Raw genomic sequence first — 14,738 nt, 5'->3', positions numbered from 1 at the left:
TCTTCGCGTGGCGCGAGGAGGACGGCGCGCCGGCGTTCCCGGCCAGACCGTGCGCGCGAAAAAAAAGGGCGCCCCCTTTGGGGCGCCCTGCCTGCGATACCGCGCGCCGGCTTAGCGGCGGCGGGCGGCCTCGGCAGCTTCCTGCTGCGCGTCCACCACGGCCAGCGCCGTCATGTTGACGATGCGGCGCACGGTGGCGCTGGTGGTCAGGATGTGCACGGGGCGGGCCGCGCCCAGCAGGATCGGACCCATCGCCACGCCATTGCTGCCGGTCATCTTCAGCATGTTGTAGGTGATGTTGCCGGTGTCCAGGTTGGGCATGACCAGCAGGTTGGCGCGACCCTTCAGGGTGCTGTCCGGATAGGCCAGCACGCGGATCTTCTCCGACAGCGCGGCGTCGGCGTGCATTTCACCGTCCACTTCCAGGTCGGGGGCGCGTTCCTGCACGCGCTGGCGGGCGGCGGCCATCTTGCGCGACGACTCGGTCTGGCGGCTGCCGAAGTTCGAGTGCGACAGCAGCGCGATCTTCGGCACCACGCCAAAGCGCAGCATCTCGTCGGCGGCCTGGATGGTGATGCTGGCGAGTTCCTCGGCCGAGGGGTTCTCGTTGACGTGCGTGTCGGTGACGAACAGCGTCTGGTCGGGCAGCATCAGCACGTTCAGCGCGGCGTAGGTCTGGCCTTCCTTCTTGCCGATGATCTCGTCGATGTACTTGAGCTGGTTGTCGTACTTGCTGGCCACGCCGCACAGCAGCGCGTCGGCATCGCCACGGCGCAGCAGCATCGCGCCGATCAGCGTGTTGTGCTTGCGGATCATCGCCTTGGCGATGGCCGGCGTCACGCCCTCGCGGCCCTTGAGCTGGTAGTAGGCGTTCCAGGTCTCGTTGAAGCGGCCGTCGTCCTCGGGATCGACGATCTCCAGGTTCACGCCCGGCGTCATGCGCAGGCCGAACTTCTTGATGCGCATCTCGATGACGGAGGGGCGGCCGATCAGGATGGGCTGGGCCAGCTTCTCGTCGATGACGGTCTGCACGGCGCGCAGCACGCGCTCGTCTTCGCCATCGGCGTAGATGACGCGCTTGGGCGCCTTCTTGGCCTGGGCGAACAGCGGGCGCATCAGCTGGCCCGAGTGGTACACGAAGCCCATCAGCTTCTGGCGGTAGGCCTCGATGTCCTCGATGGGACGGGCGGCCACGCCGGACTCGGCGGCGGCCTGGGCCACGGCCGGGGCGATCTGCACGATCAGGCGCGGATCGAAGGGCTTGGGGATGATGTAGTCGGGGCCGAACGACAGTTCCTGGCCGGCGTAGGCGCGGGCCACTTCGTCGTTCTGCTCGGCCTGGGCCAGGTCGGCGATGGCCTTCACGCAAGCCAGCTTCATTTCTTCCGTGATGCACGAGGCGCCGGCGTCCATGGCGCCGCGGAAGATGAAGGGGAAGCACAGCACGTTGTTGACCTGGTTCGGGTAGTCCGAACGGCCGGTGGCGATGATGCAGTCGGGGCGCGCGGCCTTGGCGACTTCCGGGCGGATTTCCGGCTCGGGGTTGGCCAGGGCCAGGATCAGCGGACGGTCGGCCATGGTCTTGACCATGTCGGCGGTCAGCACGCCGGCGGTCGAGCAGCCCAGGAACACGTCGGCGCCGTCGACCACGTCGGCAAGCGTGCGCGCGTCGGTCTTCTGCGCATAGCGCTTCTTGTTGGCTTCCATGTTTTCATCGCGGCCTTCCCAGATCACGCCGCGCGAGTCCACCACGTAGATGTTCTCGCGCTTGACGCCCAGGTGCACCAGCAGGTCCAGGCAGGCGATGGCGGCGGCGCCGGCGCCCGAGCAGGCCAGCTTGACCGAGCCGATGTCCTTGTTCACGACCTTCAGGCCGTTCAGGATGGCGGCCGACGAGATGATGGCGGTGCCGTGCTGGTCGTCGTGGAAGACCGGGATCTTCATGCGCTCGCGCAGCTTCTTCTCGATGTAGAAGCACTCGGGCGCCTTGATGTCCTCGAGGTTGACGCCGCCCAGCGTGGGCTCCAGCGCCGCGATGATGTCGACCAGCTTGTCGGGGTCGTTCTCGGCCAGTTCGATGTCGAACACATCGATGCCGGCGAACTTCTTGAACAGGCAGCCCTTGCCTTCCATGACAGGCTTGGCGGCCAGCGGGCCGATGTTGCCCAGGCCCAGCACGGCGGTGCCGTTGGTGATCACGCCCACCAGGTTGCCGCGCGAGGTGTACTTGGACGCGGCGTCGTCGCCCTGGTCGAAGATGGCCATGCACGCGGCGGCCACGCCCGGCGAGTAGGCCAGCGACAGGTCGTCCTGGTTGGCCAGCGTCTTGGTCGGGGTGACGGAGATTTTGCCCGGGGTCGGGTAGGCGTGGTAGTCCAACGCCAATTTAGCGAGAGTGTCGTCCATGGGGATAGGGCCTGCGAGGGCCATCAACGGTGAAACAGAAACGGGAAACAAAAATGCGGGCCTGGGGCCCGCGTATTCTTTGAGGAAATGCCTGGGAACGTCCGTATTTCACCAGAAAGCGGGCGCGAGCGCTTGCTGCGCCGCAACGAGCGGCGGATTCAGGGTGGACTTTGATCAAGCCGGCGCGTGATCGTGGTGGGGAATCCGCGCGGTTCGGGGTAGGGGCGAGCCGCGAAAGGAATGGGGGACGCGGAGAGGGGGGAATGCAGGCCTGGGACAAGTCCGACTGCGGGCCTCGATTCGGGAGCGGGTCGGTGGGGAATGGGTAGCGGAGAGGCGGCCATGCCGCAATGGCGCGGCCGCCTCTCCGTGTTTCATTGCGCCCAGGGCGGCGTCTGGCGCGTTGCCGCGCCCAGCCGCTCACGCAGCGCCTGGACGTCGGCCGTGCGTCCCAGGCTGTCCAGCGCCTGCAGCACGATCCAGTCGCGACTGACCTCGAAGAAGTCGCGCAGTTGCGCCCGCGTGTCGCTGCGGCCGAAGCCGTCGGTGCCCAGCGTGCGGTAGGGCGCGGGCACCCAGGCGCGGATCTGTTCGGGCACGGCGCGCACGTAGTCGCTGGCCGCAATGACGGGCGCCTGGCTGCCGCCCAGGCAGGCCTGGACCCAGTCGGCGTCCGTGGCCGCCGGCAGGCCCAGCAGGCGCGCGCGCTCGGCCTCGCGGCCGTCGCGCGCCAGTTCGGAATAGCTGGTCACGCTCCAGACCTCGGCGTCCACGCCGTATTCGTCGCGCAGGCGGTCGGCCGCCAGTTCGGCCTCGCGCAGCATCGGGCCCGAGCCCAGCAGGCGCACCTGGGCCTGGCCGCGCGCCGGGCGCAGCCGGTACAGGCCGCGCAGGATGCCCGCGCGCGCCGCCGGGTCCGCCGGCATGTCGGGCTGGGCCAGGTTCTCGTTGGTGACGGTCAGGTAGAAGAATTCGTCGTGCTGCTCGTCCAGCATGCGGCGCATGCCGTATTCCACGATCACGGCGACCTCGTAGGCATAGGCCGGATCGTAGGCGCGGCAGTTGGGCACGGTGGCCGCCGTCAGGTGGCTGGAGCCGTCCTGGTGCTGCAGACCCTCGCCGCCCAGCGTGGTGCGGCCGGAAGTGGCGCCCACCAGGAAGCCGCGCGTGCGCTGGTCGGCGGCGGCCCAGATCAGGTCGCCGATGCGCTGGAAGCCAAACATCGAGTAATAGATATAGAACGGCAGCATGGGCAGGCCGTTCACCGAATAGCTGGTGCCGGCGGCGGTCCAGGACGAGATCGCGCCGGCCTCGGTGATGCCTTCCTCCAGGATCTGGCCGTCGCGCGCCTCGCGGTAATAGAGCACCGAGCCGATGTCCTCCGGCTCGTACAGCTGGCCCTGCGCCGAATAGATGCCGATCTGGCGGAACAGGTTGGCCATGCCGAAGGTGCGCGCCTCGTCGGCCACGATGGGCACGATGCGCGGGCCCACGGTCGCGTCCTTGAGCAGGGCGGTCAGCATGCGCACGATCGCCATGGTCGACGACATGTCCTTGCCGTCGGCCTCCAGCGCGAAGCGGCCCCACTGCGCGACCTCGGGCGCGGGCAGGCGCGGCGACTGCATGTTGCGGCGGGGGATGTGGCCGCCCAGCGCCGCGCGGCGCGCCTGCAGGTGGCGGATTTCGGCGCTGTCGGGCGCCGGGCGGTAGAACTTCAGCGCCAGGCAGTCGGCGTCCGAGATCGGCAGCGCGAAGCGGTCGCGGAAGGCCAGCAGCGCCTCGTCATCCAGCTTCTTCTGCTGGTGCGTGGTCATCTTGCCCTGGCCGGCCGTGCCCATGCCGAAGCCCTTCTTGGTCTGAGCCAGGATGACGGTGGGCTGGCCGCGGTGGCGCGCGGCGCGATGGTAGGCGGCGTGGATCTTCACCATGTCGTGGCCGCCACGGTGCAGGCGGTCGATGGCGTCGTCGGTCCAGTCGGCCACCAGCGCCGCCAGCTCGGGGTTCTGGTTGAAGAAATGCGCGCGGTTGAAGGCGCCGTCATTGGCGGCGAAGGTCTGGAACTGGCCATCCACCGTGTTGGCGAAGGCGCGCGCCAGCGCGCCGGTGGCGTCGCGCCGCAGCAGCGCGTCCCAGTCGCTGCCCCAGACCAGCTTGATGACGTTCCAGCCGGCGCCCGCGTACAGCGTTTCCAGCTCGTCGATGATGCGGCCGTTGCCGCGCACCGGGCCGTCCAGGCGCTGCAGGTTGCAGTTGACCACGAACACCAGGTTGTCGAGCTTTTCGCGCGCGGCCAGCGTCAGCGCGGCGATGGATTCGGGCTCGTCCATCTCGCCGTCGCCGAAGATGCCCCAGACCTTGCGTTCGCTGGCCGGCGCCAGCGAGCGGTGTTCCAGGTAGCGCATGAAGCGGGCCTGGTAGATGGCGTTGATCGGGCCGATTCCCATCGAGCCGGTGGGGAACTGCCAGAAGTCCGGCATCAGCCACGGGTGCGGATAGGACGACAGTCCGCGCAGGCCGCGCGCCCGCGCCGTGATCTCCTGGCGGAAATGCGCCAGGTCCTCGTCGTTCAGGAAGCCTTCGAGGTAGGCGCGCGCATAGACGCCCGGCGCGGAGTGCGGCTGCATGTAGACCAGGTCGCCGGGACCGTCCGGGCCCTGCGCGCGGAAGAAATGATTGAAGCCCACCTCGAACAGGTCGGCGGCCGAGGCATAGCTGGCGATGTGGCCGCCCAGCTCGCCGTGCGCCTGGTTGGCCCGCACCACCATGGCCAGCGCGTTCCAGCGATTGATGCGGGCGATGCGCTCTTCCACCGCCAGGTTGCCGGGGAAGGGCGGCTCCTGGTCGGCCGGGATGGTGTTCAGATAGGCGCTGCGGGTCTGGCCGTTGGCGCGCAGCCCCAGCGACGCGGCGTGGGCCAGCAGATTCTCCAGCACGTAACCGGCGCGGCCAGGGCCGGCGCTCTGCGCCAGCGCCTGCAGGGCCTCGCGCCATTCGGCGGTTTCGGCGGGATCGGCGTCCTCGGTGGCGGCTTGCCGGAGGTCTTGCCCGGCGTTCGGATGGCTGGCGTCGCACATGGTGAAATCGTCTCCTGTTATAGCGCTCATGCTAGACCCTGGCCTCCGGTATGAGTGTCCAAATTCCCGTGCGGTATCGTAGGGATTCAGCATAATCTTCCGCGATCTTTTTCGCTGGCGGCAGTTTCTGCCGTGCAAGGCGTTTGATGTCGCGCGACCACTGGGCGGACGCGGGCAGGCTAGAATTCGCGGTTTGGCAAAAAAACCAACCGGCAAACCTACAGGGCGACATGCCCCTAAGGCCGGGCGCCACGGCGCGGACCAGAAGTCCGAAACGTGGCCGCCCGGCCAGTGAAAAGGAGACTTCAATGGCTCAACCCATCAGCGTCCCGGCAAACGTGACGCTGCCGGAACTGACGTTCCGCGGCGTCCTGCTGGGCGCACTGATCACCGTCATCTTCACGGCTTCGAACGTGTTCCTCGGGCTGAAGGTTGGCCTGACCTTCTCGTCCGCCATCCCGGCGGCCGTGATTTCCATGTCCGTGCTGCGCCTGTTCAAGGACGCCAACATCCTTGAAAACAACATGGTGCAGACGCAGGCTTCGGCGGCGGGCACGCTGTCGTCCATCATCTTCATCCTGCCCGCCCTGGTCATGATGGGCTACTGGCAGGGCTTTCCGTTCTGGCAGACCCTGGGCATCTGCGCCGCCGGCGGCATGCTGGGCGTGATGTTCTCGATTCCGCTGCGCCACGTCATGGTGGTGCAGAGCGAGCTGCCCTATCCCGAGGGCGTGGCCGCGGCCGAGATTCTCCGGGTGGGCAGCGCCGAGCGCGCTCAGGAAGCGCAGGCCGACACCGCGCCGGGCAAGGCGGCCAAGCCCGCCGCCACCGGCATGGCCGATATCGCGGCCGGCGGCGTGGTCGCCGCGGCGGTGAGCTTCGCCGCCAGCGGCCTGCGGGTGCTGGGCGAGAGCGTGAGCGGCTGGTTCGCGCTGGGCGGGGCGGTGTTCCGCCTGCCCATGGGCTTTTCGCTGGCGCTGCTGGGCGCCGGCTACCTGATCGGCATCGTGGCCGGCATGGCCATGCTGACCGGTCTGGTGATCGCCTGGGGCATCGCCGTGCCGGTGTTGACCTCCATGGGCGACCTGCCGACCGGCAAGACGCTGGCGCAGTACGCCACCGGCATCTGGTCTTCGCAGGTGCGCTTCATCGGCGCCGGCGTGATCGGCGTGGGCGCGATCTGGACCCTGGCCACGTTGTTCATGCCGATGGCGCGCGGCGTCAAGGCCTCGTTCTCGGCCCTGAGCAAGGCGGGCAAGGCCCGCGCCGGCCAGGCGCCGCGCACCGAGCGCGACCTGTCGGCGGGCTGGATCTCCCTCGTCACGCTGGTGCTGGTGGCCATCCTGGTCGTCACGTTCCAGGTCTTCCTGGCCGACGCGCCGCTGTCGGCGGCTGCCGTCTGGAAGCTGGTCGCCTACGCCGTGCTGTTCGCCTTCGTCTTCGGCTTCCTGGTGGCGGCGGCCTGCGGCTACATGGCCGGCCTGGTGGGCACGTCGTCCAGCCCGATCTCGGGCGTGGGCATCGTCGCCATCGTGCTGGTCTCGCTGCTGATGCTGGTCCTGGGCGGCGAGCTGCTGGAAGCGAAGAACGGCGTGCAGATGACCATCGCGCTGGCGATCTTCAGCACCTCGGCGGTGGTGGCGGTGGCCTCGATCGCCAACGACAACCTGCAGGACCTGAAGACCGGCTGGCTGGTGGGCGCGACGCCCTGGCGCCAGCAGGTGGCGCTGCTGATCGGCTGCGTGCTCGGCGCCGCCGTGATCTCGCCGGTGTTGGAACTGCTGTATAACGCCTACGGCTTCGCCGACGCCATGCCGCGCGAAGGCATGGATCCGGGCCAGGCCCTGTCCGCGCCGCAGGCGACGCTGATGCTGGCGATCGCGCGCGGCATCTTCTCGCACCAGCTGAACTGGACCATGATCCTGATCGGCATGGCGGTGGGCGTGGGCCTGATCGCGGTCGACGCCATCATGCAGCGCACCTGCCGCGTGGCGCGCATGCCGGTGCTGGCCGTGGGCATCGGCATCTACCTGCCGCCCACCGTCGCCGCGCCGCTGGTGGCGGGCGCCTTGCTGGCCTGGGCGCTGGAGCGCGCGCTGCGCCGCCGCGCCGCGGCCGCCGGCCAGCGCTATGACGACTACGCCGACGCCGCCAACCGGCGCGGCGTGCTGATCGCCTCCGGCCTGATCGTGGGCGAGAGCCTGGTGGGCGTGCTGATGGCCGCCATCATCGGCGCCTCGGGCAGCGAAGCGCCGCTGGCCCTGGTCGGCGCGGACTTCGGCGTCACCGCCTCGTACCTGGGGCTGGCCGTGTTCGCGTTCGTGGCCGTGTTGTTCTGGCGCCGGGTGATGCGCCTGGCCTGAGCGATTCCCGGGATCGGCCCGCCGTCGGCAGACCGGCGGCGGGCGGCCATCCTGATGCCGGCCCGCGATCGCGGGCCGATTTTCTTGTTCAATTCCCCGATTCGCGGGCCAGCTCGTCCAGCAGGCTGCCATAGGCCTGCACGGCCAGCTGGATGTCGTCGCTGGTGGTGGTTTCCAGCGGATTGTGGCTGATGCCGTGGTTCTGGCCGCGCACGAACAGCATGGCCTGCGGCATGATTTCATGCAGCTTCATGGCGTCGTGGCCGGCGCCGCTGGCCATGCAATGCGGCGGCAGGCCCTGCGCGGCGATGGCGCGCTCCCAGCGCTGCTGCCATCGCGGATGGCTGGGCGCGGCCGAGGCGTGCATGGTCTGCTCCGTCGTCTGGCGCAGGCCGCGGCGCGCGCAGATGGCGTCCAGCTCGGCCAGCACGTCGCGGGCCAGCGCGTCGCGTTGCGCATCGCTGGGCGCGCGCAGGTCCAGGCTGAACCGGCATTCCCCGGGCACCACGTTGATCGAGCCGTTCGGCACCTCCAGCATGCCAACCGTGCCGACCGAGCCCGCGTCGGCCGCGGCGCGCCGTTCCACGTACAGCAGCAGTTCCGCCGCAGCCGTGGCCGCGTCGCGGCGGCTGCCCATGGGCGTGGTGCCGGCGTGGCTGGCCATGCCCTGGATGCGCACGCGGTAGCGCACGCAGCCATTGATCGAGGTCACGGCGGCCAGCGGCAGGCCCAGCTCGTACAGCACCGGGCCCTGCTCGATATGCACCTCGATGAAACCCAGGTAGCGCGCCGGATCGCGGCGCAGCCGGGGAATGTCCTCGGCACGCAGGCCGGCGCGGCGCAGCGCCTCGCGCATGCTGATGCCGTCGGCGTCCACCTGGTCCAGCCAGGCGGGCTGGAAGTCGCCGGTCAGCGCGCCGGATCCCAGGAAGGTGGCGGGATAACGCTGGCCTTCTTCTTCCGCGAAGGCGACCACCTCGATCTGGAACGGCAGCCGCCGGCCCTGGCGGCTCAGCTCGCGCACGCAGGCCATGGGCACGAAGATGCCCAGGCGGCCGTCGTACTTGCCGGCGTTGCGCACCGTGTCGTAGTGGCTGCCGGTCAACAGGATGGGGGCGTCCGCCGTGGCGGCGCGATAGCGGCCGACGACATTGCCGACCGCGTCGATGCCGACCTCGTCGAAGCCGCAGTCGCGCATCCAGGTTTCGATCTGGCGGGCGCAGGCCCGGTGGGCGTCGGTCAGGTAAGTGACGGTGAGCTGGCCGCGCTCGGCGTAGCCGGGATCGCTGTGCGCGCTCAGCTGCTCATGCCAGTCCCAGATGTCCTCGCCCAGTTCCGGCCTGTCGTCGAAGCCGTCGCGCAGCCGCAGTTCGGCGTTGCGATGGAGCGCGATCAGCGTCTCCTGCCTTTCGATGTCGGACGGATTGTCCAGGCGGCGCGCGAGGCTGGCGACCGCCTGGCCCGTATCCAGTTCACGGCCGCGCGCATCGCGCGAAGCCAGCACCGGATCGTGGCCATGGCGTTCGCGATAGGTGGCGGCCAGTCCGGCCAGCGCGTCCCGCTCCGTAGCTGTGCCGCCCTCGGGGAGCGGGCTGGCGCCGGCGCGGATCAGCGCCGCCAGCGCCTCGCCGCCCGCGCCATCGACGGCGCGGCGCAAGGCCTGCTTGAGCTGGGCCAGCGTGGCGTAGGGGCGTTCCGCCAGCGCCCGGGCCGCGATTCCGGGCGCGCCCGGGTACAGCGCGGCCAGCATGCTGGCGGCGTCGTCGGCGGTCGAGGCGTTGAGTCGGGCTAGCGTATGGGGCATGGCGTGCATCCGTGAGAGGGCAGGGGCGGGTAAGGGCCAGACACCATAGCCCGAATCCCGTCGCGGTCATATACATGAATGCATGGGTTGCATCGCCGAGCCGTCTCAGCGCAGGTCGCCGCAAGGCCAGCCCAGCGCGCCGTAGGCGCCCGGCTCAACCGTTGCGGTAGAGAAAGCTGTAGGCGTTGATCGCCGGCACCCCCCCGAGATGCGCGTACAGCACCCGCGAGCCGGCGGGAAACTCGCCGCGCCGGACCTTGTCCATCATGCCCTGCATGGATTTGCCCTCGTAGACCGGGTCAGTCATCATGCCCTCCAGCTGCGCGCACAGGCGGATCGCCTCGTTGGTCTCGGCCGAGGGCAGGCCATAGGCCGGATAGGCGTAGCGCGTGTCCAGCGTCACGTCGGCGTCCTCGATGGCGCGGCCCAGGCCGACCATGTCAGCGGTGCGGCGCGCGATGCGCAGGATCTGCGCCCGCGTCTGGTCCGGCGTGGCCGAGGCGTCGATGCCGATCACGCGGTCGGCGCGGCCATCGTCGGCGAAGCCCGCCACCATGCCGGCCTGCGTGCTGCCGGTGACGGCGCAGACCACGATGTAGTCGAATTTGAAGCCCAGCCCGGCTTCCTGGCGCCGCACTTCCTCGGCGAAGCCCACATAGCCCAGTCCGCCCAGTTCATGATCCGAGGCGCCGGCCGGAATGGCGTAGGGCTTGCCGCCACGGCGGCGCACGTCCTCCAGCGCCTCTTCCCAGCTGCGCCGGAAGCCGATGTCGAAACCCTGGTCCACCAGCCGCACGTCGGCGCCCATCAGCCGGCTCATCATGATGTTGCCGACCCGGTCGTAGACGGCGTCCGAGTAGTCCACCCAGTTTTCCTGCACCAGCACGCACTTCAGGCCCAGCTTGGCCGCCACCGCCGCGACCATGCGCGTGTGGTTGGACTGGATGCCGCCGATGGTGACCAGCGTGTCGCAACCCTGTTCCAGCGCCTGCGGGATCAGGTATTCCAGCTTGCGCAGCTTGTTGCCGCCAAAGGCCAGGCCGCTGTTGCAGTCCTCGCGCTTGGCGTAGAGCTCGACCTTGCCGCCCAGGTGGGCCGACAGACGGTCCAGTTTTTCGATGGGCGTGTCGCCGAAGGTCAGGCGGTGGCGGGGGAAGCGTTGCAAGTCCATGAGGGCTCCTTTGGCGTTTTCGAGCCGGGCCGGAAGCGGCGGTGGCTGAAAAAATCATAGGAATCATGGGCTTATGTGGTCAATTGCGTATTTTCTTGGTTTATTGATGTTTCATTCAAGTTTGTGGACTTGATATTCGTTTGAATTTATAAAAATGATCATTCATCAAAATTAAATTTAAAGGGACGGATACGATGGCCGCCATCTCCAGCCTGGACCGGATCGACCGCCAGATCCTGCGGGTGCTGCAAAAGGACGCGCAGATCACCAACCTGGACCTGAGCGCGCGGGTGAACCTCAGCCCGGCGGCCTGCCTGCGGCGGGTGGAAAAGCTGCGGGCCGAGGGCGTGATCCGCAAGACGGTGGCATTGCTGGAGCCGGCCGCGGCGGACATGGGGACGCTGGTGATCGTGGGCGTGGTGCTGGACCGCTCCACGCCCGAGGCCTTCACCGACTTCGAGGAGGCCGCGCGCGGCATCAGCGGCTGCCTGGAATGCCACCTGGTGGCGGGGGAGTTCGACTACTTCCTAATGCTGCGCATCCGCGACCTGGAGCGCTTCAACAAGCTGCACGCGGGCGAGATCATCAAGCTGCCGGGGGTAAGACAGATTCGCACCTTCTTCGTCTTGAAGGAGATCATGTCGACCACCGAATTGCCGCTATGACTGCCGCTGATACGAGGCAAAAGCGCAACACTGCGCCGCTGTCCGGTCGCTCATGATGCGCCGCCACATTTTTCGCGGACGGTATTTTGAATGCGAGTAGACGGCTCGATAGAAGGGGTTGCAAGGACATTCCCGCAGGCCGGGAAACGGCGGCAGACAGTCATTTTGCGTCACGCAATCGCAGCAAGACGCCCATAAACTCAAAGGGTTATACTCTTAATCCATACGGCTTTTAAGGGCTTGTACGCGCCTTCTGCCCCTGCTATCCGCTAACCGGGAAGCCCGTGTCGCGGAAGGTTTTTTCCTGCATCGTGTCGAGTGAAGCACTCGTAAAGGTGAAGCGATTATGTCTTCGGAAATAGAATCCCTATCCACGTCTTATCTGTTTGGGGGGAACGCCCCCTACGTTGAGGAGCTTTACGAAGCCTACCTCGACAACCCCGGTTCGGTGCCGGACAACTGGCGCGAATACTTCGACCAGCTGCAGCACGCTCCCGCCACCGACGGCCAGGAATCCACCCGCGACCAGGCCCACGCCCCCATCGTCGAATCGTTCGCCCAGCGCGCCAAGGCCAATGCCTTCGTGCAACGCGCCGCCGAACCCGACCTGAGCGTCGCCAGCAAGCAAGTCTCGGTGCAGTCGCTGATCGCCGCCTACCGTTCGCTGGGCTCGCGCTGGGCCGACCTCGATCCGCTCAAGCGCCAGGAACGTCCGCCGATCCCCGAACTCGATCCCGCCTTCTACGGCCTGACCGAAGCCGACCTGGACCAGACCTACTCGGCCACCAACACCTACTTCACGACCGCCAGCACCATGACGCTGCGCGACATCCTGAAGGCGCTGCGCGACACCTACTGCCGCAGCATCGGTGCCGAATTCACGCATATCTCCGACCCCGCCGCCAAGCGCTGGATCCAGGAACGCCTGGAAACCACCCTGGGCGCGCCGACCTACACGGTCGAGGAAAAGCGCCACATCCTGCAGCAGCTGACCGAGTCCGAAGGCCTCGAGCGCTTCCTGCACACCAAGTACGTCGGCCAGAAGCGCTTCTCGCTGGAAGGCGGCGAAAGCTTCATCGCCTCGATGGACGAAGTGGTGAACCACGCCGGTGAGAACGGCGTGCAGGAAATCGTGGTCGGCATGGCCCACCGCGGCCGCCTGAACCTGCTCGTGAACATCATGGGCAAGATGCCCGGCGACCTGTTCGCCGAGTTCGAAGGCAAGCACGCCGAAGGCCTGACCGACGGCGACGTGAAGTACCACAACGGCTTCTCGAGCGACCTGTCCACCCGTGGCGGTCCGGTGCACCTGTCGCTGGCGTTCAACCCGTCCCACCTGGAAATCGTCAACCCCGTGGTCGAAGGCAGCGCGCGCGCTCGCCAGGAACGCCGCGGCGACGCCGAGGGCAAGCAAGTGCTGCCGGTGCTGGTGCACGGCGACGCGGCCTTCGCCGGCCAGGGCGTGGTCATGGAAACCCTGAACCTGGCCCAGACCCGCGGCTACGGCACGGGCGGCACGCTGCACATCGTCATCAACAACCAGATCGGCTTCACCACGTCCGACCCGCGCGACTCGCGTTCGACGCTGTATTGCACCGACGTGGTCAAGATGATCGAAGCCCCGGTGTTCCACGTCAACGGCGACGATCCCGAAGCCGTGGTGTTCGTCACCAAGCTGGCGCTGGATTACCGCCTGCAGTTCCGCCACGACATCGTGGTCGACATCGTCTGCTTCCGCAAGCTGGGCCACAACGAGCAGGACACCCCCTCGCTGACGCAGCCGCTGATGTACAAGCGCATCGGCCATCACCCCGGCACGCGCAAGCTGTACGCCGACAAGCTGACCACGCAGGGCGTTCTGGCCGAAGGCGAAGCCGACCAGCTGGTCAAGGACTACCGCCAGCTGATGGAAGACGGCCAGCGCACCATCGAGCCGGTGCTGACCGACTACAAGAGCAAGTACGCCATCGACTGGTCGCCGTTCCTGGGCGCCAAGTGGACCGACCAGGCCGACACCGCCGTGCCGCTGGCTGAACTGAAGCGCATCGGCGAGCGCATCACCACGGTGCCGGAAGGCTTCACCGTGCACGCGCTGGTCGCCAAGCTGCTGAACGACCGCCGCACCATGGCCAAGGGCGAGATGAACCTGGACTGGGGCATGGGCGAGCACCTCGCCTTCGCCACCCTGGTGTCCTCGGGCTACGCCATCCGCATCACCGGCCAGGACTCGGGCCGCGGCACGTTCACGCACCGCCATGCCGTGCTGCACGACCAGAACCGCGAACGCTGGAACGACGGCACCTACATCCCGCTGCAGAACGTCTCGGAAGGCCAGGCGCCCTTCACCGTGATCGACTCCGTGCTGTCCGAAGAGGCGGTGCTGGGCTTTGAATACGGCTACTCCAGCGCCGAGCCCAACACGCTGACTATCTGGGAAGGCCAGTTCGGCGACTTCGTCAACGGCGCCCAGGTCGTGATCGACCAGTTCATCAGCTCCGGCGAAGCCAAGTGGGGCCGCCAGTCGGGCCTGACGCTGATGCTGCCGCACGGCTACGAAGGCCAGGGTCCCGAGCACTCGTCGGGCCGCATCGAGCGCTTCCTGCAGCTGTGCGCCGACAACAACATGCAAGTGGTTCAGCCGACCTCGGCCTCGCAGATCTTCCACGTCCTGCGTCGCCAGATGATCCGCCCGTTCCGCAAGCCGCTGGTGCTGTTCACGCCCAAGTCGCTGCTGCGCAACAAGGACGCCGGCTCGCCGCTGACCGATCTGGCCGGCGGCAGCTTCCGCCCCGTGATCGGCGAAGTGGACGACACGATCGACGCCGCCAAGGTCAAGCGCGTGCTGGCCTGCTCGGGCAAGGTCTACTACGACCTGGTCAACGCCCGCCGCGAGCGTGGCGCCGATAACGTCGCCATCGTCCGTGTCGAGCAGCTGTATCCGTTCGCTCACAAGGCCTTCGAAGCCGAACTGCGCAAGTACCCCAAGGCCACGGAAGTGATCTGGGTGCAGGACGAGCCGCAGAACCAGGGCCCGTGGTTCTACATCCAGCATCATGTGTACGAGAACATGACCGAAGGCCAGAAGCTGGGCTACGCCGGTCGTGCCGCGTCGGCTTCGCCGGCCGTCGGCTACCTGGCCAAGCACCAGGAACAGCAGAAGGCCCTGATCGAGACCGCCTTCGCGCCCAAGTTCAAGGTCATGCTGACGAAGTAAGCACCAAAGCGCGCGGCGGCGCGCCGGAATCAGAACCGGCG

Annotated in this window: 7 protein-coding genes; 3 read left to right on the top strand and 4 right to left on the bottom strand. The window is 67.8% G+C overall.

The window, feature by feature from the left end; all coding sequences use genetic code 11:
- Positions 1-111: 111 nt before the first annotated feature.
- Positions 112-2,406 (bottom strand): NADP-dependent malic enzyme, encoded by a 2,295-nt coding sequence (locus AC6LJ9_RS24640; protein ID WP_498149564.1) that lies wholly within the window; start codon positions 2,404-2,406, stop codon positions 112-114.
- A 374-nt stretch (positions 2,407-2,780) separates the two neighbouring features.
- Positions 2,781-5,480: an alpha-ketoglutarate dehydrogenase gene (mdeB, locus tag AC6LJ9_RS24635; RefSeq protein WP_498149570.1), complete on the bottom strand. Its 2,700-nt coding sequence runs from the start codon at positions 5,478-5,480 to the stop codon at positions 2,781-2,783.
- 308 nt (positions 5,481-5,788) lie between these two features.
- Here mdeB and AC6LJ9_RS24630 point away from each other — a divergent pair, with 308 nt between their 5' ends.
- Positions 5,789-7,843 carry an OPT family oligopeptide transporter gene (locus AC6LJ9_RS24630; RefSeq protein ID WP_498149563.1) on the top strand — a complete coding sequence of 685 codons (2,055 nt, stop codon included), beginning with the start codon at positions 5,789-5,791 and terminating at the stop codon, positions 7,841-7,843.
- Between the two features lie 88 nt (positions 7,844-7,931).
- Here the strand turns inward: AC6LJ9_RS24630 and AC6LJ9_RS24625 are convergent, their stop codons facing one another.
- A complete protein-coding gene (locus AC6LJ9_RS24625) occupies positions 7,932-9,647 on the bottom strand; it encodes a hydantoinase/carbamoylase family amidase (protein ID WP_498149562.1) in 1,716 nt (571 codons plus the stop codon).
- A 154-nt stretch (positions 9,648-9,801) separates the two neighbouring features.
- Complete coding sequence (locus tag AC6LJ9_RS24620; protein WP_498149561.1) at positions 9,802-10,818, bottom strand: 1-aminocyclopropane-1-carboxylate deaminase; 1,017 nt, start codon at positions 10,816-10,818, stop codon at positions 9,802-9,804.
- A gap of 194 nt (positions 10,819-11,012) precedes the next feature.
- On the opposite strand from AC6LJ9_RS24620, the gene AC6LJ9_RS24615 reads away from it, so the two are divergent.
- Both AC6LJ9_RS24615 and AC6LJ9_RS24610 read left to right on the top strand, forming a co-directional pair.
- The gene (locus AC6LJ9_RS24615; protein WP_498149560.1) at positions 11,013-11,483 is read left to right on the top strand and encodes an Lrp/AsnC family transcriptional regulator; all 471 of its coding nucleotides are present in this window, start codon (positions 11,013-11,015) and stop codon (positions 11,481-11,483) included.
- Positions 11,484-11,829: 346 nt separating this feature from the next.
- Positions 11,830-14,697, top strand: a complete 2,868-nt coding sequence (locus AC6LJ9_RS24610) for a 2-oxoglutarate dehydrogenase E1 component (protein WP_498149559.1) — start codon at positions 11,830-11,832, stop codon at positions 14,695-14,697.
- Positions 14,698-14,738: the final 41 nt, after the last annotated feature.

It is taken from the genome of Achromobacter sp. 1011811831, from assembly GCF_059760905.1.
This window is presented reverse-complemented; position numbering and strand designations above follow the sequence as displayed.